The organism is Enterobacter sp. MGH85, assembly GCF_001037655.1.
GTDB classification, from domain to species: domain Bacteria; phylum Pseudomonadota; class Gammaproteobacteria; order Enterobacterales; family Enterobacteriaceae; genus Enterobacter; species Enterobacter intestinihominis.
This window is the reverse complement of record NZ_KQ089925.1, coordinates 1,726,520-1,746,088: the sequence shown is the minus strand read 5'-3', so window position 1 is coordinate 1,746,088 and position 19,569 is coordinate 1,726,520. Positions and strand designations below refer to the sequence as shown.

Annotated in this window: 21 protein-coding genes and 1 pseudogene; 9 read left to right on the top strand and 13 right to left on the bottom strand. The window is 57.6% G+C overall.

Annotated features, from left to right (window positions below; all coding sequences use genetic code 11):
- Positions 1 to 6: 6 nt before the first annotated feature.
- The 8 genes from SK51_RS08260 to SK51_RS08225 all read right to left on the bottom strand — a co-directional run bounded on the left by SK51_RS08260 (position 7) and on the right by SK51_RS08225 (position 6,689).
- Positions 7 to 1,263, bottom strand: a complete 1,257-nt coding sequence (locus SK51_RS08260; RefSeq protein WP_022649340.1) for an MFS transporter — start codon at positions 1,261 to 1,263, stop codon at positions 7 to 9.
- A gap of 25 nt (positions 1,264 to 1,288) precedes the next feature.
- Positions 1,289 to 2,476, bottom strand: coding sequence for an NAD(P)/FAD-dependent oxidoreductase (locus SK51_RS08255; protein WP_023306907.1), 1,188 nt, complete (start codon positions 2,474 to 2,476; stop codon positions 1,289 to 1,291).
- On the bottom strand, positions 2,473 to 3,399 hold the full coding sequence (locus SK51_RS08250; RefSeq protein WP_023306908.1) for a VOC family protein: 927 nt from the start codon (positions 3,397 to 3,399) through the stop codon (positions 2,473 to 2,475). The genes SK51_RS08255 and SK51_RS08250 overlap by 4 nt, the downstream gene beginning before the upstream one ends.
- Positions 3,400 to 3,477: 78 nt before the next feature.
- Positions 3,478 to 4,266: an IclR family transcriptional regulator gene (locus tag SK51_RS08245; protein WP_032671673.1), complete on the bottom strand. Its 789-nt coding sequence runs from the start codon at positions 4,264 to 4,266 to the stop codon at positions 3,478 to 3,480.
- A 12-nt stretch (positions 4,267 to 4,278) separates the two neighbouring features.
- Positions 4,279 to 5,028 carry an SDR family oxidoreductase gene (locus SK51_RS08240; protein ID WP_023306909.1) on the bottom strand — a complete coding sequence of 250 codons (750 nt, stop codon included), beginning with the start codon at positions 5,026 to 5,028 and terminating at the stop codon, positions 4,279 to 4,281.
- Complete coding sequence (locus SK51_RS08235; RefSeq protein ID WP_003860047.1) at positions 5,028 to 6,050, bottom strand: aromatic ring-hydroxylating oxygenase subunit alpha; 1,023 nt, start codon at positions 6,048 to 6,050, stop codon at positions 5,028 to 5,030. The genes SK51_RS08240 and SK51_RS08235 overlap by 1 nt, the downstream gene beginning before the upstream one ends.
- 10 nt (positions 6,051 to 6,060) lie before the next feature.
- Entirely contained in the window at positions 6,061 to 6,369 is a 309-nt protein-coding gene (locus SK51_RS08230; protein WP_022649346.1) for a recombinase-like helix-turn-helix domain-containing protein, read from the bottom strand.
- Positions 6,366 to 6,689, bottom strand: a complete 324-nt coding sequence (locus SK51_RS08225) for a Rieske (2Fe-2S) protein (RefSeq protein ID WP_048206642.1) — start codon at positions 6,687 to 6,689, stop codon at positions 6,366 to 6,368. The genes SK51_RS08230 and SK51_RS08225 overlap by 4 nt, the downstream gene beginning before the upstream one ends.
- A 415-nt stretch (positions 6,690 to 7,104) precedes the next feature.
- Here SK51_RS08225 and SK51_RS24030 point away from each other — a divergent pair.
- Positions 7,105 to 7,437, top strand: a pseudogene (locus tag SK51_RS24030) (MFS transporter); the annotation flags it as partial.
- A gap of 76 nt (positions 7,438 to 7,513) precedes the next feature.
- Here the strand turns inward: SK51_RS24030 and speB are convergent.
- The 4 genes from speB to SK51_RS25840 form a co-directional block, all read right to left on the bottom strand.
- The gene (speB, locus tag SK51_RS08220) at positions 7,514 to 8,434 is read right to left on the bottom strand and encodes an agmatinase (RefSeq protein ID WP_017382921.1); all 921 of its coding nucleotides are present in this window, start codon (positions 8,432 to 8,434) and stop codon (positions 7,514 to 7,516) included.
- Between the two features lie 210 nt (positions 8,435 to 8,644).
- Complete coding sequence (speA, locus tag SK51_RS08215) at positions 8,645 to 10,621, bottom strand: biosynthetic arginine decarboxylase (protein WP_022649348.1); 1,977 nt, start codon at positions 10,619 to 10,621, stop codon at positions 8,645 to 8,647.
- 8 nt (positions 10,622 to 10,629) lie between these two features.
- Positions 10,630 to 10,761, bottom strand: coding sequence for an acid stress response protein YqgB (yqgB, locus tag SK51_RS24020; RefSeq protein WP_057979949.1), 132 nt, complete (start codon positions 10,759 to 10,761; stop codon positions 10,630 to 10,632).
- A 94-nt stretch (positions 10,762 to 10,855) separates the two neighbouring features.
- Positions 10,856 to 10,996, bottom strand: coding sequence for a hypothetical protein (locus SK51_RS25840; protein WP_418251239.1), 141 nt, complete (start codon positions 10,994 to 10,996; stop codon positions 10,856 to 10,858).
- Positions 10,997 to 11,421: 425 nt separating this feature from the next.
- Here SK51_RS25840 and metK point away from each other — a divergent pair, with 425 nt between their 5' ends.
- From metK to ruvX, 8 genes are all read left to right on the top strand, one after another.
- Positions 11,422 to 12,576 (top strand): methionine adenosyltransferase, encoded by a 1,155-nt coding sequence (gene metK, locus SK51_RS08205; RefSeq protein ID WP_022649349.1) that lies wholly within the window; start codon positions 11,422 to 11,424, stop codon positions 12,574 to 12,576.
- A 416-nt stretch (positions 12,577 to 12,992) separates the two neighbouring features.
- A complete protein-coding gene (gene galP / locus SK51_RS08200; protein WP_023306911.1) occupies positions 12,993 to 14,390 on the top strand; it encodes a galactose/proton symporter in 1,398 nt (465 codons plus the stop codon).
- Positions 14,391 to 14,449: 59 nt separating this feature from the next.
- Positions 14,450 to 14,947: a SprT family zinc-dependent metalloprotease gene (locus SK51_RS08195; protein ID WP_032621896.1), complete on the top strand. Its 498-nt coding sequence runs from the start codon at positions 14,450 to 14,452 to the stop codon at positions 14,945 to 14,947.
- A 94-nt stretch (positions 14,948 to 15,041) separates the two neighbouring features.
- A complete protein-coding gene (gene endA / locus SK51_RS08190) occupies positions 15,042 to 15,749 on the top strand; it encodes a deoxyribonuclease I (RefSeq protein WP_023306912.1) in 708 nt (235 codons plus the stop codon).
- A gap of 51 nt (positions 15,750 to 15,800) precedes the next feature.
- On the top strand, positions 15,801 to 16,532 hold the full coding sequence (gene rsmE / locus SK51_RS08185) for a 16S rRNA (uracil(1498)-N(3))-methyltransferase (protein ID WP_003860033.1): 732 nt from the start codon (positions 15,801 to 15,803) through the stop codon (positions 16,530 to 16,532).
- 31 nt (positions 16,533 to 16,563) lie between these two features.
- Entirely contained in the window at positions 16,564 to 17,511 is a 948-nt protein-coding gene (gshB, locus tag SK51_RS08180) for a glutathione synthase (protein WP_023306913.1), read from the top strand.
- 74 nt (positions 17,512 to 17,585) lie between these two features.
- Complete coding sequence (locus SK51_RS08175) at positions 17,586 to 18,146, top strand: YqgE/AlgH family protein (protein WP_022649353.1); 561 nt, start codon at positions 17,586 to 17,588, stop codon at positions 18,144 to 18,146.
- Positions 18,146 to 18,562 (top strand): Holliday junction resolvase RuvX, encoded by a 417-nt coding sequence (gene ruvX, locus SK51_RS08170; protein ID WP_006811925.1) that lies wholly within the window; start codon positions 18,146 to 18,148, stop codon positions 18,560 to 18,562. Before SK51_RS08175 ends, ruvX begins: the two co-directional genes overlap by 1 nt.
- Positions 18,563 to 18,572: 10 nt before the next feature.
- Here the strand turns inward: ruvX and SK51_RS08165 are convergent, their stop codons facing one another.
- Positions 18,573 to 19,553, bottom strand: coding sequence for a type IV pilus twitching motility protein PilT (locus tag SK51_RS08165; protein ID WP_032676501.1), 981 nt, complete (start codon positions 19,551 to 19,553; stop codon positions 18,573 to 18,575).
- Between the last annotated feature and the right edge of the window lie 16 nt (positions 19,554 to 19,569).

Here is a 19,569-nt window from a genome sequence, read left to right as displayed (position 1 = left end):
CTCTCCTCAGTAACGTCTCAGCAGCGGCAGTAACAGGACGCAGCCCACCGCCGCCATCACCGCCAGAAAAATCAGCCCGGAATCCATGCTGTGGGTGAAGGCGATAAGCGCGCCCATAACCGCCGGCGACAGCGCGCCTGCAAAGTTTCCCAGCCCGTTGAAAATGCCGCCCGCCGTGGCGCTCACCCGGGGATGGGTGGCCTTGGCCAGCAGGGCGAAAATGTTGGGCGCGCCGGTGCCCCACATAAAGGTGCTGAAGCTCATCGCCGCGATGACGGCGAGCGGGGTATCGAGGTGCATCACCGCCGCCAGCCCCACCGCCGCCCCCGCCATCGAGATAAAGCAGGCCGCCGCGCGCTTATCGACCCTGTCCGAGAGCCACGCGCCAATCACTTCCCCCGCCAGCATGGCGATGAACGGCATCGACGACAGCCAGCCTGCATGCTCAAGGTGAATGCCTTTGCCTTTGATCAGGTAGCCCGGCAGCCAGCCGTTGATGCCCCACAGGTAGGTCAGGAACGCGATGTTAAAGATGCAGATGATCCAGAAATGCGGGCTGACGAACAGCTCGCGCCGCGCGGCGCGCCGCTCGTCCTGAGACGCCTGCGAGGTGCCGGGTTTAGCCTCCAGACGGATCCCGCGCAGGCCGATGCGTACAAAGATAAGCACCGGCACGGTAAGCATGGCCATGACAAAGAAGGTGCTCTGCCAGCCGAAGGTGTTCAGCAGCCAGAGGGAGAGCGGGAAGCCAATTGCCGCCCCTACCGGTGTGCCCAGCAGCCACAGCATGGTGGCGCGCGCCTGTAAATGCTGCGGGAAGTTGTGGCGCACGATGGCGAAAGCCAGCGGGAACAGCGGCCCTTCCGCCACGCCCAGCAGGATGCGCAGGACGATCATCAGCGTGTAGTTATGGGTAAAGCCCATCGCCACCATCAGCACGCACCACACAGCCATCATCCCGGTGAGCAGGCGCAGCGGCGCAATTTTGTCGCCTAAACCGCTCAAAAATACCGACGAAAAGCCGTAGCTCAGCAGGAAGGCGCTCATCAATATGCCGAGGCGCGTGGTGTCGAAATCAATGCCCATCGCCTGCTGGAAATGGGTATCCGAAAAGAGCGCCGCGATGCTGATTTTGTCGAAAAACGCCAGCAGCACGCAGGCCAGCAGCGACAGCGGGATGGCCCAGCGCACCGCTTTTTCGGGCGTGCGGGTCCCCTCACCGCTCGCCTCAACCGGCGCGGTGTTCGTCTCTAGTGTGGTCATCTCTCCCCCTACGGGTGCGGGTTAGCTATCGCAGTGACATCAGTGAAAATGTCGGGTCGGCAAGCGGTACGTTCGACAGATCCCGCCCCGCCGCCATCCAGCGCTTCGCCAGCTTGACGGTGCGCGCATCGTTGAACGCCACCAGCTGCGTCAGCCGCCCGTTTTCATCCAGCGAGAAGAACAGCGCATCTTCACGCACTATCGTTTTACTCTCCGGCTGCGGAATACCGAGGATCTGAATATTGTGCTGATATTGATCCGACCACAGCCACGGCGCGTCGTCGTAACCTGGCGCATCGGGGTTGAGCATCGCTTTCGCCGTCGCCACTGCCTGATTCTGGGCGAAGGCCCAGGACTGGATGCACAGGCCGTAGTGATGGTGCTGGGCCACATCGCCAGCGGCAAAGATGAATGGATCCGAGGTGCGTCCCTGGGCATCCACCACGATCCCGCGCCCGGTTTTCAGCCCCGCATCAAGCGCCAGCTCCAGATTGAGATCGACGCCGATCCCGACCACGACCGTATCAAAGGTTTCACGGTTGCCGTCGCAGTGGATGACCGGCAGGCCATTATCGTCCTCCAGCTCCAGCGCGCCGCAGCCGGTACGGATCTCCACCCCCTGCTCGCGGTGGATGGCCTCCAGGCGCTGGGACACCTCGCTGCTCACCGAGCGCATGCACACCGCAGGCTGCTGCTCGAACAGGGTGACCGCCACGCCGCTTTTCCGCGCGGAAGCGGCAATCTCAAGGCCAATCCAGCCGCCGCCGATAATCGCCAGTTTGTGACTTTCCGACAGGCGACTTTTCAGGCGCTGCGCGTCCTGCCAGTGGCGCAGGGTGTAGACCTGCGGATGGCTGGCCCACGCCTGCGAAGGCAGGCGCGCCCGCCCGCCGGTAGCGATTAAAAGGATGTTGTAACTAAGACATTCGCCGTTGCTTAAACGCACGATTTTCTCTTCACGATCGACTGATTCAGCACGCAGCGGGCGGTACCAGATCAGGTTCAGCGCCTGCTGCGCTTCTTCGCTAAACAGCCGCGGAAGCGCGGAGTCCGGCTCCAGCAGAGACGCTTTTGACAGCGGCGGCCGCTCGTAGAAATCCCATTCCTCTTCCGCCACCACGCAAATCTCGCCGTCGAAGCCCTCGTCACGCAGGGTTTTCGCCGCCCAGCCGCTCGCCTGGCCGCCGCCGATAATGACAATGCGCGATGTCATACCGCCTCCGGCTTTTTCTGCTGACGGCGCGTGTCGTGGTCAATCCCGCCCTCCACCGCCCATTCGGTAAAGGAGACCAGGGAGTGCTCCAGCTCGCGCGGCTGCCAGTTTTCGGTCAGGTAGTCGTCGTTGGTGTAATACTCAAACGCGCCGCCGGTCGGGCTGTTGACGTACCAGAAGTACGCCGACGACACCGGATGACGGCCCGGCCCGATAAAGGTGCTCCAGTCATGTTTATTCATCGCGATACCGCCGCCGATCACCTCGTGGATGTCGCGCACGGTGAAGGCCACGTGGTTAAGGCCGCGCTTGCGGTTCGGCAGTTGCAGCAGGAACAGGTTGTGATGGCCGCCACGCGCCCCGCAGCGCAGGAACACGGCGCGGTTGATATAGCGATCCGAGACCTGGAAGCCGAGCACCTCGCGGTAGAATTTCTCCACTGCCGCCAGCTCTTCCACGAAGAACACCACATGCCCCACGTTGATCGGCTGGGCGCGATCGTAAACCGGGCTGGGTGTGTCGATACGGCGGGCGTCGCCCCACTGGTTTATTGGCTCGACGTTAAGCTCCACGTCGGTCTGCTGGGTCACCTGCACGCGCAGCGTCATGCCGTTCGGATCCAGGCATTCCAGCGCGTCGCCCACTTCACGAAAACCTGGCTGTTGCGCCAGCTTCGGGCGCAGCGCATCCAGCTCAGACTGGCTGGCAACCGCCCAGGTCATGCGGCGCAGGGTGTTGCCCGCTTCAAACGCGGGCGGCAGGTCGTGGCTGTCGATCGGGTTAAGCTCCACGCGCGCGCCGCTCAGGGTGGTGAAACGCTGGCCGCTGGCATCGCCCGTCAGGCCAAAATCACGCATAAATTTGGCGCAGTGCGTCAGGTCTTCCACACCAAATTCCAGCTTTTCAATTCCGGTTATACTCATCGTTCGTTGCCTCATCTGGCCCAGATTGGGCGTAAAACATGCCCGACGCAGTCAAGCGCCTGACGTTAACTCACTGATTTAACTGGCCTGTGACAGATACCCTAAGAAGCCAGAAATTTTATCCGCCGCAAGGCGAACCTCGTTTTGCAGGCGCTCGCGGTCGCTCAGTGGGATCTCCTCCGACGGCACCAGAATGCTGACCACCGCCGCCACGCGGCCGCTTCGGTCATACACCGGGTAGACGATGGAAGAGATGCCGTGGCGGAAGAAGGATTCGCCAATGACATACCCGCGGGCTTTGTCCTGCTGCACCATCTGCCACAGGGCTTCGCGGTCGTGAAGCTGCCCCGGCGTGTTGCCCGGCAGGCGCTCATGCGGGAACAGCTGTTCGAAATCAGCGCGGGAAATATCGGTCAACAGCATGCGGCCCAGCGAGGTGCAGTGCACCGGCAGACGGGTACCAATGCTGACCTGGTTGATACGCGACCCGGCGGCGCTGACGCGGGCGATATAGATAATGTCGCGCCCGTCGCGGATCGCCAGATGGCTGCTGCACTGGCTCACGTCGCGCAATTGCTCGATCACCGGCTGGCCGACCTGCGCCACGTCCAGCGAGGCGATGTACTCAAAGCCAAGACGCAGCACGTTCATGCCCAGCGAAAAGGTATTGGTGCGCGTGTTGCGCTCCAGAAATCCCATGTACTCCAGCGTCTGTACCACGCGATAGGCGGTGGCCTTCGGCATATCCACCAGCCGATGCAGTTCGGCAAAGGTCAGATCGCGATGCTGCTCGCCAAAGGCCAACAGCAGCTGTAAACCGCGCTCCAGCCCCGGCACCAGATACTTCACTTCCTGATCGTTTGCCATCATCGCCCTACCTTAGTTAAAGACAAAACCGCCGTTGACCGGGATCAGCTGTCCGGTGATGAACCGCGACAGATCGCTTAACAGCCAGACCACGCTGCCGGTGACGTCTTCCGGCTGCTGCGCGCCCGTTAACGCACGGCCGTTTTCGTAGAGCTGATGCCGTTCGGCGGGGACATATTCCGTCGCCTCGACGCGGGTTAGCCCCGGCGCGATGGCGTTAATGCGTATACGCTTTTCACCCAGTTCGCGCGCCATTGAGCGGGTCATGGCAATCACGGCGCCCTTGCTGGCGACGTAGGCCATCAGGCGCGGCGCGCCCCACAGCGCGGTGTCGGACGCGACGTTCACGATGCCCGCCCCCTCGCGTAGCAGCGGTACGGCGGCGCGCGTTACCAGCCAGGTGCCTTTGACGTTGACGCTCATCACCCGATCCCAGAGATCCGGATCGTAATCGAGCATATTTTTGCCGCCGACGCCCGTCGCCATCGCCGCGTTGTTCACCAGACCGTCAATCTGCCCCTGCTCGCCAATCGCGCTGAACACCTGCTCAATGGACTGCGGATCGGCCAGATCGATAACGTGCGATTCGATCGCATATCCCCGCTCGCTCAGCCGGTGGGCGCTCTCGGCCAGCTCGCCTTTGAGGATGTCGCACATCACCACCGCCGCGCCCTGCTCCGCGCAGGCCTGGGAAAAGTGGTAGCCCAGCCCGCGCGCGGCGCCGGTTATGACGATGCGCTTACCGCTCAGCAGCCCGTTCATCAGGCGGCCCCCTGCTGTGCTTCACGCATCGCCAGCTGCTCTTTGGCGGCCTTTTGCATCATGCGACGCAGGCGCGAGAGGCCAACGTCGTGCTGATACAGGTATTCATGATCGCGGGCGTTTGGCGCCAGGCTCTCCAGCACCACGCGGTCCTGCTCCAGCACTTCCCAGTGCAGTTTTTCCAGCCGGTTGCGGTACATGAAGCGCCACATATCGCGCTGCCAGCCCTGCACCCGGCGAATGCGCCAGAAGAAGACGCGGCAGTTGTCGTTATCTTCCGGCACCACCATGCCGACGATAAAGAAGTGGCCGCCCGGCCCGAAACGCTTCTTGTACGGAATGGAGAGACGCATCCAGCAGGTGCCGCTGTTGCCCAGCTCCACCCAGTCGAAGTTGACGCCGCTCTGCCCTTTCTTCTCAAAGATAAAGCCGGTTTTGGTCGGCTGGAGCACCATGTCGGCCTTGCGATCCCCTTCCGCCATCGAGTGCGAGGAGGAGTGCAGATAGGTGCCGTGCATCGGGTCCATCACGTTTTCCAGCGCGTACTGGTAATTGCATTTCCACGCGGCGGTGCAGAGGAAGTTGCTGAAGCTGTCCGTGTCGGCGAGTTCATCCGGGAAGGTCAGTTCGTCCGGCTGCTGATCCGCGGTGACGCCAAACCAGAGGAAGATGGCGCCGTGCGCCTCCTGCACGTTATAGCTGCGCACGCACTGCTGGCCGACCAGCGGACATTTATCCACAGCGGGCACGTCTTTCACCTCGCCGTTGCCCGCCACCTCTACGCCGTGATACCAGCAGGCGATGCGGTCGCCGAGGTTCCAGCCCATCGACAGGCGCGCGCCGCGGTGCGGACAGCGGTCCTCCAGCGCCTGCACCTGGCCGTCTTTGTTGCGCCAGACCACAATCTGCTCGCCCAGGCGGGTGATGCCCACCGGCGCAGACTGCACTTCCCAGCTCGCCAGCACCGGATACCAGAGGCCGCGCAGGCCTTTATCCAGATAGTGTTGTACGGTCGTCGTCATCGCGTTGCCCTCAGTAGCCGTTAACCTGTAAAAATGCCTGGAAGCTGGCGTCGCTCCACGGCTCACCCTGCTGGTCGTGCATGCGCACCGCGTTCAGCCCGTTTACCAGCTCCGGTAAGGTTTCAACGCCCTGTTCGAAGAGCTCTTCCAGCGTAGCAATCAGCTTCACCTCCCAGCTTTCCGGCTCGCGGCTGCGGGTCTGCCAGATCAGGTTCTGGTACTCGCCCGGTTTGTGAATGGCGCCATTACCGCCCTCTGCCGGCGGGGTAAACTGGCGGCTTTCCGGCAGCGCCGGGTTGTAGTTCAGCGTGTCGCTCATGCCACGGTCTCCTCAACAAAGGTAATCTGAATCTCGTTTTCAAAGACCCGAACCGGGTAACGGTTGAGGTTGCGTCCTCCGGGGCCGTGCAGACACTGGCCGGTTTTGACGTCGAACACCGCCTCGTGCAGCGGGCATTCCACCTTGCCGTCTTCTACGAAGCCCTGACTCAGCAGGGCATAGGCGTGGGGGCATACGTCTTCCAGCGCGTAATATTCACCGTCGATCAGGTAAACGCCGATCTCTTTCCCGTCGACGTTGCCGCTAAAAGGGAAATCTTCCTGTACTTGTTCTGCGTCACATACGCCTATCCAGCTCATCACGATCCTCCAGGCTTTTGTTTCATATATGAAACTCTGTTTCTTATTTAATACGGTCAATATAAAAGCGATGAATGTTTCGTCAAGCGACAATGTGACGAATTTGTTAATCGATCGGCAATTAATTAACTAAGTGTGCAAGGGATCAAGAAAAAATGCAGCGATATGAAATTTTCATTATTACAGCGTGAGAAATACGTTTTTTTAATGGTCTCTTATTTTGAATAAAAGATATTGACTTCCTTTCTTTTTACTCTTTAAAAATAAATTAACGTCACCTCTTTCGCGTTTCACCGGTGAAACTGATTTTTAATTTATCTTTAATAAACAATGAGTTTCACAGGTGAATCATTTTAGCTCCGTGACAATCACATTGATGAAAAATATAAGTTACAAAAAACGTAAGGCGGACATGATGACGGCAAGATGGCAAGGCACGATTGCGCTTTTATTACTCATTATTATTTCGTACGTCGATCGGGTAAATATCTCGGTAATGATTTTAAACCCGGAATTTGCCGAACATTTTCAGTTAAATGAAAACAGAATGTTACAGGGTCTACTCATGACCTGCTTTCTTCTGGGTTATGGTTTTTCCGCTCTATTATTAACGCCGGTTATTGAAAGCAAACTTCATTATCGGCAGGGATTATTAAGCAGCATTGCGATTTGGGCCGCGGTCTGCGCGGTTTCGCCTTTGTTAGGCTCGCTGACGGGAATGGTCATCGCCCGCGAAATAACCGGGGTTTGTCCACACCTTCACGCTGGCCTGGGGAATGTTGCTGCTGCGCATGCGGCGCGCAGCAGCAATCAGCGCGTAAGGCTTATTCGCCTTTTTTCGCTGCCTGGATGTAGAGCATTTCCAGCGCCAGGGTCGCCGCGGCCAGCGCGGTGATCTCGGACTGGTCATAGGCCGGAGCCACTTCCACCACGTCCATCCCGACAATGTTAAGATCCTTCAGGCCGCGCACCAGCTTGATGGCGCGGTCTGACGTCAGGCCGCCGATCACCGGCGTACCGGTACCCGGTGCGAATGCCGGATCCAGGCAGTCAATGTCGAAGGTCAGGTAGACAGGCATATCGCCGACGATCTGCTTAACCTGAGCCAGAATATCGTCCACGCCGCGATCGTTCACCTGGCCCGCGTCGAGTACGGTGAAGCCGTTGTCTTTGTCGAACTCGGTGCGGATGCCGATCTGCACGGAGTGGTTCGGATCGATCAGGCCTTCTTTCGGCGCGGTGTAGAACATGGTGCCGTGGTCGAATTCGCAGCCGTTCGCGTAGGTGTCGGTATGCGCGTCAAAGTGCACCAGCGCCATTTTACCGAAGTGCTTCGCGTGGGCGCGCAGCAGCGGCAGGGTCACGAAGTGGTCACCGCCGAAGGAGAGCATGCGTTTACCGGCCGCCAGCAGCTTCTCGGCGTGCGCCTGCAATTTTTCGCTCATTTCGCGCGCGTCACCGAAGGCGTACACCAGATCACCGCAGTCCACCACGTTCAGGCGCTCGCGCATGTCGAAGTTCCACGGGAAGCGGTTGTGCTCCCAGGCCAGGTTGGTGGAAACCTGACGAATTGCCGCCGGGCCATGACGTCCACCCGCACGACCGGACGTTGCCATGTCGAACGGTACGCCGGTGATCACCCAGTCAGCATCGCTGTCGTAAGGCTGGAAGTTCATCGGAAGGCGTAAAAAACCAAACGCGTTAGATACCAGAGAGTTATCGTACTGATGACCTAAAGTGCTCATGTCCTGACCTCTTATAAAGTCGATACATTAAAAACAGATGAAAAAAAATCCCCTCCGCGTCGTTAAACCCGACGAGGAAGGGATTGATTCGTAAATCGCATAGTAGGGCGAATTATCGCCGTTAATTCATACGGGTTCAAGTGAGTATAGGGCATCGTGCGGTCTGATGCCCTCACCCCAACCCTCTCCCACCGGGAGAGGGAGGTTTTACTACTCGTCTTCCAGATACGTATACCCGTACAGACCCGCTTCAAACTCTTCCAGGAACTGCTGCTGCAAGGCATCGTCCAGACCGGTGTTTTTGACCTGATCGCGGAACTGGGTGAGCAGTTTTTTCGGATCCAGCTGAACGTATTCGAGCATATCCGCCACGGTGTCCCCTTCGTCGGACAGCTCAACCTCCACGCTGCCGTCAGGGAAGACAAACACGTCAACCGCTTCGGTATCACCGAACAGGTTGTGCATGTTGCCGAGGATCTCCTGATACGCACCCACCATAAAGAAGCCCAGCATTGGCGGGTTCTCCGGATCGTACTCCGGCATTGGCATGGTCGTAGCGATACCGTCACCGTCGACGTAGTGGTCAATCGCGCCGTCTGAGTCACAGGTAATGTCCAGCAGCACCGCGCGGCGTTCAGGCGCATGATTCAACCCTTCCAGCGGCAGAACCGGGAACAGCTGGTCGATACCCCAGGCATCCGGCATCGACTGGAACAGGGAGAAGTTGACGTACATTTTGTCCGCCATACGTTCCTGCAACTCGTCGATAATCGGACGGTGCGCGCGGTTGCTCGGATCGAGCTGCTTCTGCACTTCATGGCACATGTTCAGATAGAGCTGCTCCGCCCACGCGCGTTCCTGCAGGCTAAAGGTGCCTGAAGAATAACCGACGTGAATGTCGTGCAGATCCATCTGGCTGTCGTGCAGCCATTCGCGCAGAGAACGACGCGTGCCCGGCTCGTGCATCTCCTGCCAGGTTTCCCACATGCTTTGCAGGGAACGTGGAGCATCGTCTGCCGGAGGCGTGGCTTCAGTGATTTCGCTGCGCTCAACGCCGATGATGTTAGAGACCAGCACCGTATGGTGCGCAGTGACCGCGCGGCCGGATTCGGTGATCACCGTCGGGTGCGGCAGGCCGTGCTCTTCGCAGGCATCGCCAATCGCCCAGATAATGTTGTTGGCGTATTCGTTCAGGCCGTAGTTGACCGAGCAGTCAGACTGCGAGCGTGTCCCTTCGTAATCCACGCCCAGGCCACCGCCCACGTCAAAGCACTGAATATTTACGCCAAGCTTGTGCAGCTCAACGTAGAAACGTGCCGATTCACGCACGCCGGTGGCGATGTCGCGAATGTTGGCCATCTGCGAGCCAAGGTGGAAGTGCAGCAGCTGAATGCTGTCCAGACGACCGCGCTCGCGCAGTATTTCCACCAGCTGAAGCACCTGGTTCGCCGCGAGGCCGAACTTGGATTTTTCACCGCCGGAAGACTGCCATTTACCGGAACCCTGCGACGCCAGTCGCGCACGCACGCCAAGGCGTGGGATCACGTTCAGACGCTCGGCCTCTTCCAGCACGATCGCGATTTCGGTCATCTTCTCGATCACCAGATAGACCTTGTGGCCCATCTTCTCGCCAATCAGCGCCAGACGAATGTATTCGCGGTCTTTATAGCCGTTACAGACGATCACCGACCGGGTCATGCCCGCGTGCGCCAGAACCGCCATCAGCTCCGCTTTGGAGCCAGCTTCCAGGCCCAGCGGTTCGCCGGAGTGGATCAGGGACTCAATCACGCGACGGTGCTGGTTTACCTTGATCGGGTAAACGAGGAAATAGTCGCCGTTATAACCATACGATTCCCGCGCGCGTTTGAACGCGGCGTTAATAGAACGCAGGCGATGTTGCAGGATCTGCGGGAAGCAGAACAGTGCAGGCAAGCGCTGACCCTGGGCTTCACGGGCTTTCACCAGCTTAGCGAGATCCACGCGCGCTTCCGGGACGTCCGGATCCGGGCAGACACTGATGTGGCCCAGCTCGTTAACGTCGTAGTAGTTATTGCCCCACCAGGCAATATTGTAAGTGCGCAGCATCTTGCTGGCTTCCTGGGAGCTCATCGCAACCTCCTGCATAGAACGTAGTACACCCTGTTCGCCTGCTGACGAAGGCGAAAGCGAAGACATGTCGTCAGACATAGCGAACCTCAACTCTTTGTATTAAGTGTAAAACAGTTGACTACTATCGCAGCGTTATACGGCGATAACAACCCATTAACGGCTCCATTTCCCAGCAGAGTATGCTGAAATCCAGACCGTGCGACCGGTTTCTTATTCATATCATTGTAAAACACGTATCCGAACTCTGTATGACAAGGTTCGGCGAAACCACGAGAAAACTCCTGTATTAACAAGAGCGCCCTTGTTCAGTTTTCACAAAGCGTGACCGGCTCTGGAATCCTGAGAAGCACCGAGATGGGTATAACATCGGCAGGTGTTTAGACCAGAAGTGCGGGTGGGAATCAAATGCGCGCCAGAACGACTGCGCTGAATGAGCGGAAAACAATGGTTCATTATCTCGTATCACCTCCACGGCCGCCTCTGCTGAAACGGACCACAAGCCAAAGCTAAAAGTTCACTGCTTAACCCGGCTGGAAGTGGCGACACGATGTGTTCATCGAGCGCTTATTTTATATGAGCCGCGCGCCGCGTTTTATACCGAGAAGGTCGCTAAAAAGCAAAACAAAAATGCGCAGGTTGCCAGCGCCGTCAGGAAAAATTTCCAGCCGAGTTTTCAACGCAGTGAGAGGTGAGTCAAAAAAAACTGGAAATCGGGTGAAGAAGTGACCTAAAATAGACGTCCAGATGTTAATCCATCCATACCGATTAACACTCAGACTGCCAGTGTCAAAATCCTGCAGGCCTTGGTAGAATTATCTCCTTTGGCTATTCCACACAGCAGTTCGAGCTAACCAAATTCCTTTTAGGTGAAATAAAACATGGCAAAACACCTGTTTACGTCCGAGTCCGTATCAGAAGGACATCCTGATAAAATTGCTGACCAAATCTCCGATGCGGTGCTGGATGCGATCCTCGCGCAGGATCCAAAGGCGCGCGTAGCGTGTGAAACCTATGTCAAAACCGGCATGGTTCTGGTTGGCGGTGAGATCACCACCAGCGCATGGGTTGATATCGAAGAGATCACCCGTAACACGGTGCGTGAGATCGGTTATGTACATTCTGATATGGGCTTTGATGCCAACTCCTGCGCCGTACTGAGCGCTATCGGCAAACAGTCCCCGGACATCAACCAGGGCGTTGACCGTGCCGATCCGCTGGAACAGGGCGCGGGCGACCAGGGCCTGATGTTCGGCTACGCGACCAACGAAACCGACGTGCTGATGCCAGCGCCGGTAACTTACGCACACCGTCTGGTGCAGCGTCAGGCTGAAGTGCGTAAAAACGGCACCCTGCCGTGGCTGCGTCCGGATGCGAAAAGCCAGGTGACCTTCCAGTATGACGACGGGAAAATCGTCGGCATTGATGCCGTGGTTCTTTCCACGCAGCATGCTGAAGATATTGACCAGAAATCCCTGCAGGAAGCGGTGATGGAAGAGATCATCAAGCCGGTTCTGCCAACTGAATGGCTGAGCTCTGCGACCAAATTCTTCATCAACCCAACCGGACGCTTCGTTATCGGCGGCCCAATGGGTGACTGCGGTCTGACCGGTCGTAAAATCATCGTAGATACCTACGGCGGCATGGCGCGCCACGGTGGCGGCGCGTTCTCCGGTAAAGACCCGTCTAAGGTGGACCGTTCTGCGGCGTACGCTGCACGTTATGTGGCGAAAAACATCGTTGCTGCGGGCCTGGCTGACCGCTGTGAAATTCAGGTTTCCTACGCCATCGGCGTGGCTGAGCCAACCTCCATCATGGTGGAAACCTTCGGTACTGAAAAAGTGCCTTCTGAACAGCTGACCCTGCTGGTGCGTGAGTTCTTCGACCTGCGTCCATACGGTCTGATTCAGATGCTGGATCTGCTGCACCCAATCTACCAGGAAACCGCAGCGTACGGTCACTTTGGTCGCGAACATTTCCCTTGGGAAAAAACCGACAAAGCCGCCCTGCTGCGTGATGCTGCCGGTCTGAAATAAACGACTGCCAGCAGCTTAAACAGGCCAGCCTTTGTGCTGGCCTTTTTTATGTCGGGTGGCGGCTATGCCTTACCCGACCTACGGGTAGTGAATTTTTGTAGGCCGGGTAAGGCGCAGCCGCCACCCGGCAATGTTTGGAACCGTTTACACCTCACTCTCTATACCCCGCTTTCAGAATATTCTCTTTGCATGATCGCATTTCTTCTGCTGTTACATTCCCTTTCAGTTAAGTCTGAAATTTGTGCAAACGCGATGCATATCAATTAATTTACCTCTATATTTTCAAAGCTTTAATTATTTTTACGGTTACAAACTAGTGTAACCGATTACACCGTTGTGATTTGACTCACATATTTTTATGAGCCGCTCACCTACTCTTAATATCGTAAAAACTGATAACCCAACTGGAGGGCATAATGCCTGACAATAATAAACAGGGGCGTACGTCCAATAAGGCAATGACGTTCTTCGTCTGCTTCCTCGCCGCTCTGGCAGGATTACTCTTTGGCCTGGATATTGGCGTAATTGCCGGTGCATTACCTTTCATCACCGATGAGTTCCAGATTAGCGCACACACTCAGGAATGGGTGGTCAGCTCCATGATGTTCGGTGCCGCCGTCGGCGCGGTCGGCAGCGGCTGGCTCTCCTTTAAGCTCGGGCGTAAAAAGAGCCTGATGATCGGCGCGATCCTGTTCGTTGCCGGCTCACTGTTCTCTGCCGCTGCGCCTAACGTTGAAGTGCTGATCCTTTCCCGCGTGCTGCTCGGTCTGGCAGTGGGCGTGGCGTCTTATACTGCCCCGCTGTACCTGTCTGAAATCGCACCGGAAAAAATCCGCGGCAGCATGATTTCCATGTACCAGCTGATGATCACCATCGGTATTCTGGGGGCTTATCTTTCCGATACCGCCTTCAGCTACAGCGGCGCATGGCGCTGGATGCTGGGCGTCATCATCATTCCGGCCATTCTGCTGCTGATTGGTGTCTTCTTCCTGCCGGACAGCCCGCGCTGGTTCGCCGCCAAACGCCGCTTCCACGATGCCGAACGCGTGCTCTTACGCCTGCGTGATACCAGCGCCGAAGCCAAAAACGAGCTGGAAGAGATCCGCGAAAGCCTGAAGGTCAAACAGTCCGGCTGGGCGCTGTTCAAAGAGAACAGCAACTTCCGCCGCGCGGTGTTCCTCGGTGTGCTGTTACAGATCATGCAACAGTTCACCGGGATGAACGTCATCATGTATTACGCGCCGAAAATCTTCGAACTGGCGGGCTACACCAACACCACCGAACAGATGTGGGGCACCGTGATCGTCGGCCTGACTAACGTGCTGGCGACCTTTATCGCTATCGGTCTGGTGGACCGCTGGGGGCGTAAACCAACCCTGACGCTGGGCTTCCTGGTGATGGCCATCGGGATGGGCGTGCTGGGTACCATGATGCACATGGGCATTCACTCCCCAACGGCACAGTACTTCGCCGTGGCGATGCTGCTGATGTTTATTATTGGGTTTGCGATGAGCGCCGGTCCGCTGATTTGGGTACTGTGTTCTGAGATCCAGCCGCTGAAAGGGCGTGATTTTGGTATCACCTGCTCTACCGCAACCAACTGGATTGCCAACATGATCGTCGGCGCAACGTTCCTGACCATGCTCAATACCCTGGGTAATGCCAATACCTTCTGGGTCTACGCCGGTCTTAACCTGTTCTTTATTGTTCTCACGATCTGGCTGGTTCCTGAAACCAAACATGTTTCACTGGAACACATTGAACGTAACCTGATGAAAGGTCGTCCTCTGCGCGAAATCGGCGCACACGACTGATCCTCCTGCGGGGAGGCGCCTCTTGCGCCTCCCCGCTTCCCGCTTTATGCTCTGCCCCTATGAAATCTCCCCGTCTCCCCATCGCCATTCAGCAAGCCGTTATGCGCAGCCTGCGGGAAAAACTCGCCCAGGCCAACCTGAAGCTCGGCCGCGATTATCCTGAACCGAAGCTGGTCTATCAGCAGCGTGGCACCGCGGCAGGCACCGCGTGGCTGGAATCGTATGAGATCCGCCTGAATCCGGTGTTGATGATGGAAAATCAGCAGGCGTTTATCGAAGAAGTGGTGCCGCACGAGCTGGCCCACCTTCTGGTGTGGAAACACTTTGGCCGCGTCGCGCCGCACGGCAAAGAGTGGAAATGGATGATGGAGGCGGTGCTCGGCGTTCCGGCTCGCCGCACCCACCAGTTCGAGCTGGAATCGGTACGCCGCAATACATTTCCCTACCGCTGCCAGTGCCAGCAGCACCAGCTTACCGTGCGCCGTCACAACCGCGTGGTGCGCGGCGAGGCGACCTATCGCTGCGTAAAGTGCGGCGAACCACTGGTGGCGGAATAATCACTCGAACTTTCAGGAACTTTCCTGATCTGACTGATTGCATACGGGAACAACATTCGTTACGTTGCGGGCTCGTTTTGACACGGAGTGTAAGATGTCCCGTAATGTTTCTCTCGCAGTCGCTTTTCTGGCGGCGGCGCTCTCCGGCCATGCTCTGGCCGACGGTATTCACAGTTTCTCACAGGCAAAAACCGCAGGCGTAAAGATTAACGCCGACGTACCGGGTGATTTCTACTGCGGCTGTAAAATTAACTGGCAGGGTAAGAAAGGGGTCGTGGATCTGGGATCCTGCGGCTATAAGGTGCGCAAGAACGAGAACCGCGCCAGCCGAATCGAATGGGAACACGTTGTTCCGGCCTGGCAGTTTGGCCACCAGCGCCAGTGCTGGCAGGACGGTGGACGTAAAAATTGCGCAAAAGATCCGGTCTACCGCCAGATGGAAAGCGATATGCACAACCTGCAACCCGCCGTGGGTGAAGTCAATGGCGACCGCGGAAACTTCATGTACAGCCAGTGGAACGGTGGCGAAGGCCAGTACGGTCAGTGCGCCATGAAGGTCGATTTCAAAGAGAAACTCGCCGAACCGCCTGCCCGCGCGCGCGGCAGCATCGCCCGCACTTACTTCTATATGCGCGACCGCTACGATCTCAACCTTTCCCGCCAGCAGACGCAGCTCTTCAATGCCTGGGACAAGCTCTACCCGGTGACGGACTGGGAATGCCAGCGCGACGAACGTATCGCCAAAGTCCAGGGGAATCACAACCCTTACGTCCAGCGGGCTTGCCAGGCGCAAAAGAGCTAACCTACACTACGGCAATTCGCTTATATCGCATGACACATGGAATTTCTGACTATGCGCATCCCTCGCATCTATCACCCTGAACTGATTACCCCAGGCGGCGAAATCGCCCTGTCTGATGATGCCGCAAACCACGTAGGCCGCGTGCTGCGCATGGGCGCAGGCCAGGCGATTCAGCTCTTTGACGGCTCTAATCAGATTTTTGACGCTGAAATTACGCGCGCCGATAAAAAAAGCGTGCACGTGAAGGTGCTGCGTGGCGACGTGGACGACCGGGAATCCCCGCTGCACATTCACCTTGGCCAGGTGATGTCGCGCGGGGAAAAGATGGAGTTCACCATTCAGAAATCCATTGAACTGGGTGTAAGCCTCATTACGCCACTTTTTTCTGAGCGCTGCGGCGTTAAACTGGATGCGGAACGTCTCAACAAAAAGATCCAGCAGTGGCAGAAAATTGCCATTGCAGCCTGTGAACAGAGTGGCCGCAACCGCATCCCGGAGATCCGCCCGGCGATGGATCTGGAGGACTGGTGTGCAGAAGAGGAAAGCGGGCTTAAGCTTAATCTTCATCCGCGCGCCAGCGCCAGCATCAATACGCTGCCGCTGCCCGTTGAGCGTGTACGCCTGCTGATTGGCCCGGAAGGCGGCCTGTCGGCTGACGAAATCGCCATGACGGCGCGTTACCAGTTTACTGATATTCTGTTGGGACCTCGCGTTCTGCGCACTGAGACAACGGCACTCACCGCCATTACCGCCCTACAGGTGCGATTTGGCGATCTGGGTTGAAGCAAAGCCTGACCCATAACCGGAGAAGAACATGATTAAGCTCGGCATCGTGATGGACCCCATCGCAAACATTAACATTAAGAAAGATTCCAGCTTCGCTATGCTGCTGGAAGCGCAGCGTCGCGGCTATGAACTCCACTATATGGAGATGAACGATCTGTACCTGATCAACGGTGAAGCCCGCGCACGTACCCGCATCGTTAACGTCGAGCAGAACTACGAAAAATGGTACGAATTCGGCACCGAGCAGGATATTGCCCTGGCCGACCTTAACGTCATCCTGATGCGTAAAGATCCGCCGTTCGACACCGAATACATTTACTCCACCTATATCCTTGAGCGTGCCGAAGAGAAAGGCACGCTGATCGTCAACAAGCCGCAGAGCCTGCGCGACTGCAACGAGAAGCTCTATACCGCATGGTTCTCTGACCTGACGCCGGAAACGCTGGTCACCCGCAGCAAAACGCAGCTGAAAGAATTCTGGCAGAAGCACGGCGACATCATCATGAAGCCGCTGGACGGCATGGGCGGCGCATCGATCTTCCGCGTGAAAGAGGGCGACCCGAACATTGGCGTAATTGCCGAAACGCTGACCGAGCTGGGAACCCGCTACTGCATGGCGCAAAACTATCTGCCGGCCATTAAAGACGGCGACAAGCGTGTGCTGGTTGTAGACGGCGAGCCGGTGCCTTACTGCCTGGCGCGTATCCCGCAGGGTGGTGAAGCCCGTGGCAACCTGGCGGCCGGAGGCCGTGGCGAACCGCGTCCGTTAAGCGAAAGCGACTGGGAAATTGCCCGCCGCGTCGGCCCTACGCTGAAAGCCAAAGGCCTGATCTTCGTTGGCCTCGATATTATCGGCGATCGTCTGACCGAAGTGAACGTCACCAGCCCGACCTGCATTCGTGAGATCGAAGCGGAATTCCCGATCTCGATCACCGGAATGCTGATGGACGCTATCGAAAAACGTTTACAGAAATAACCTGTGACAGCGCCTGTGTTTATCCCCATACTGGGCGCTGTCGCTTTTTAAACCAGGAAACAGTACCTCTGACAATGAATTTACAGCATCACTTTCTTATTGCCATGCCTGCTCTCCAGGATCCGATTTTCCGCCGCGCCGTGGTCTATATTTGCGAATACAACGAAGACGGCGCAATGGGGATTATCATCAATAAGCCGCTGGAAAACCTTCAGGTTGAAGGCATTCTGGACAAGCTGAAAATCCCTGCTGAAGCGCGGCTGCCGGAAATCCGTCTTGATAAACCGGTGATGCTCGGCGGACCGCTTGCAGAAGATCGTGGCTTTATCCTGCATACCCCGCCGGTTTTCTCGTCCAGCATTCGTATCTCCGATAACACCGTCGTCACCACCTCTCGCGATGTGCTCGAAACACTGGGCACGGCAAATCAGCCTTCTGAGGTGCTGGTTGCGCTCGGCTACGCTTCCTGGGAAAAAGGGCAGCTGGAACAAGAAATTCTGGACAACGCCTGGCTGACGGCCCCTGCGGATATGAATATCCTGTTTAAAACCCCTATCGCCGATCGCTGGCGTGACGCGGCAAAACTGATTGGCATTGATATTCTGACCATGCCTGGCGTTGCGGGGCACGCGTAATGAGCGGCACCCTTCTCGCCTTTGACTTCGGCACCAAAAGCATCGGCGTCGCTGTGGGTCAACGGATCACCGGCACCGCCCGCCCGCTCACGGCGCTGAAAGCTAACGACGGCACGCCGGACTGGAACCTTATTGAGCGCTTGCTCAAAGAGTGGCAGCCGGACGACGTGATTGTCGGTCTGCCGTTGAACATGGACGGCACCGAGCAGCCGCTTACCGCCCGCGCACGCAAGTTCGCGAACAAAATTCATGGCCGATTTGGCGTCTCCGTTAAGCTGCACGATGAACGTTTGAGCACCGTCGAGGCACGCGCTGGCCTGTTCGAGCACGGTGGCTTCCGGGCGTTGAACAAAGGCAGCGTGGATTCAGCTTCAGCCGTCATTATCCTCGAAAGCTATTTCGAACAGGGTTACTGAGCGCCGGGGCCTACAGCCGCCCCTGCGCCCGTCGCTCCGCCAGACTCTGCTCAAAGTTCTGCATCCCCGCCTGCTGCCCCGTTTGAATAATGCCCGGCAGTTGCCAGGTTTTACCTTCGCGGATCAGGTTTGCCGCCGCCGACGTATTCACCAGTAGCTCATACAGCGCCACGCGCCCGCCCTGGACATCCTGACGCAGCTTCTGCGCCAGTACCGCACGCAGGCTTCCCGCCAGCTGATTACGAACCGGATCTTTCTCCTGCGCCGGGAAGGTATCGACCAGGCGCTCGATCGCCTGCGCCGCACCGCGCGTGTGCAGCGTGGCCAACACCAGATGGCCAGTCTCAGCCGCCGTCAGCGCCAGGCGTATCGTCTCGCTGTCGCGCAGCTCACCAAGCAGAATCACATCCGGATCTTCACGCAGCGCACTGCGCAGGGCCTCGGCAAAGGACGGGCTATGCTGGCCTATCTCCCGCTGCCGGATGAGGCAACGTTGGCTCTGGTACATAAACTCCACCGGATCTTCCAGGGTCAGAATGTGCCCGTCCGTATGGTGATTGAGAAAATCGACCATCGCGGCCAGGGTGGTCGATTTCCCGCTGCCGGTGGCGCCGGTGACCAGAATCAGGCCATTGTCATTGGACAAAAGCTCCGGGATCGCGCGCGGCACGCCTAGCGCAGAGAGCTGCGGACACGTCAGCGGCAACAGGCGTAGCGCGATCGAAACGCCGTGCATATGCTTAAACGCACTGCCGCGCAGCCGCTGACCGCCTGTGAGGGTAACGGCAAAATCTACCTGCCCGTTTGCCCACCAGGCGCCCTGCTGTTCGTCATTGAGCCACGCTTTTAATAACGCCTCCACATCCGGGGGCGGAAACGGCGCAGGTTCAAGACGGCCTGACCTGCGCCAGCGCGGTGGTGAATCACTGCACAGGTGTAGATCGGAGACGTTATGCTTTACACTAAGGGCCACAATTTCTTCCACATCCATAGACAACTCCTCGGAA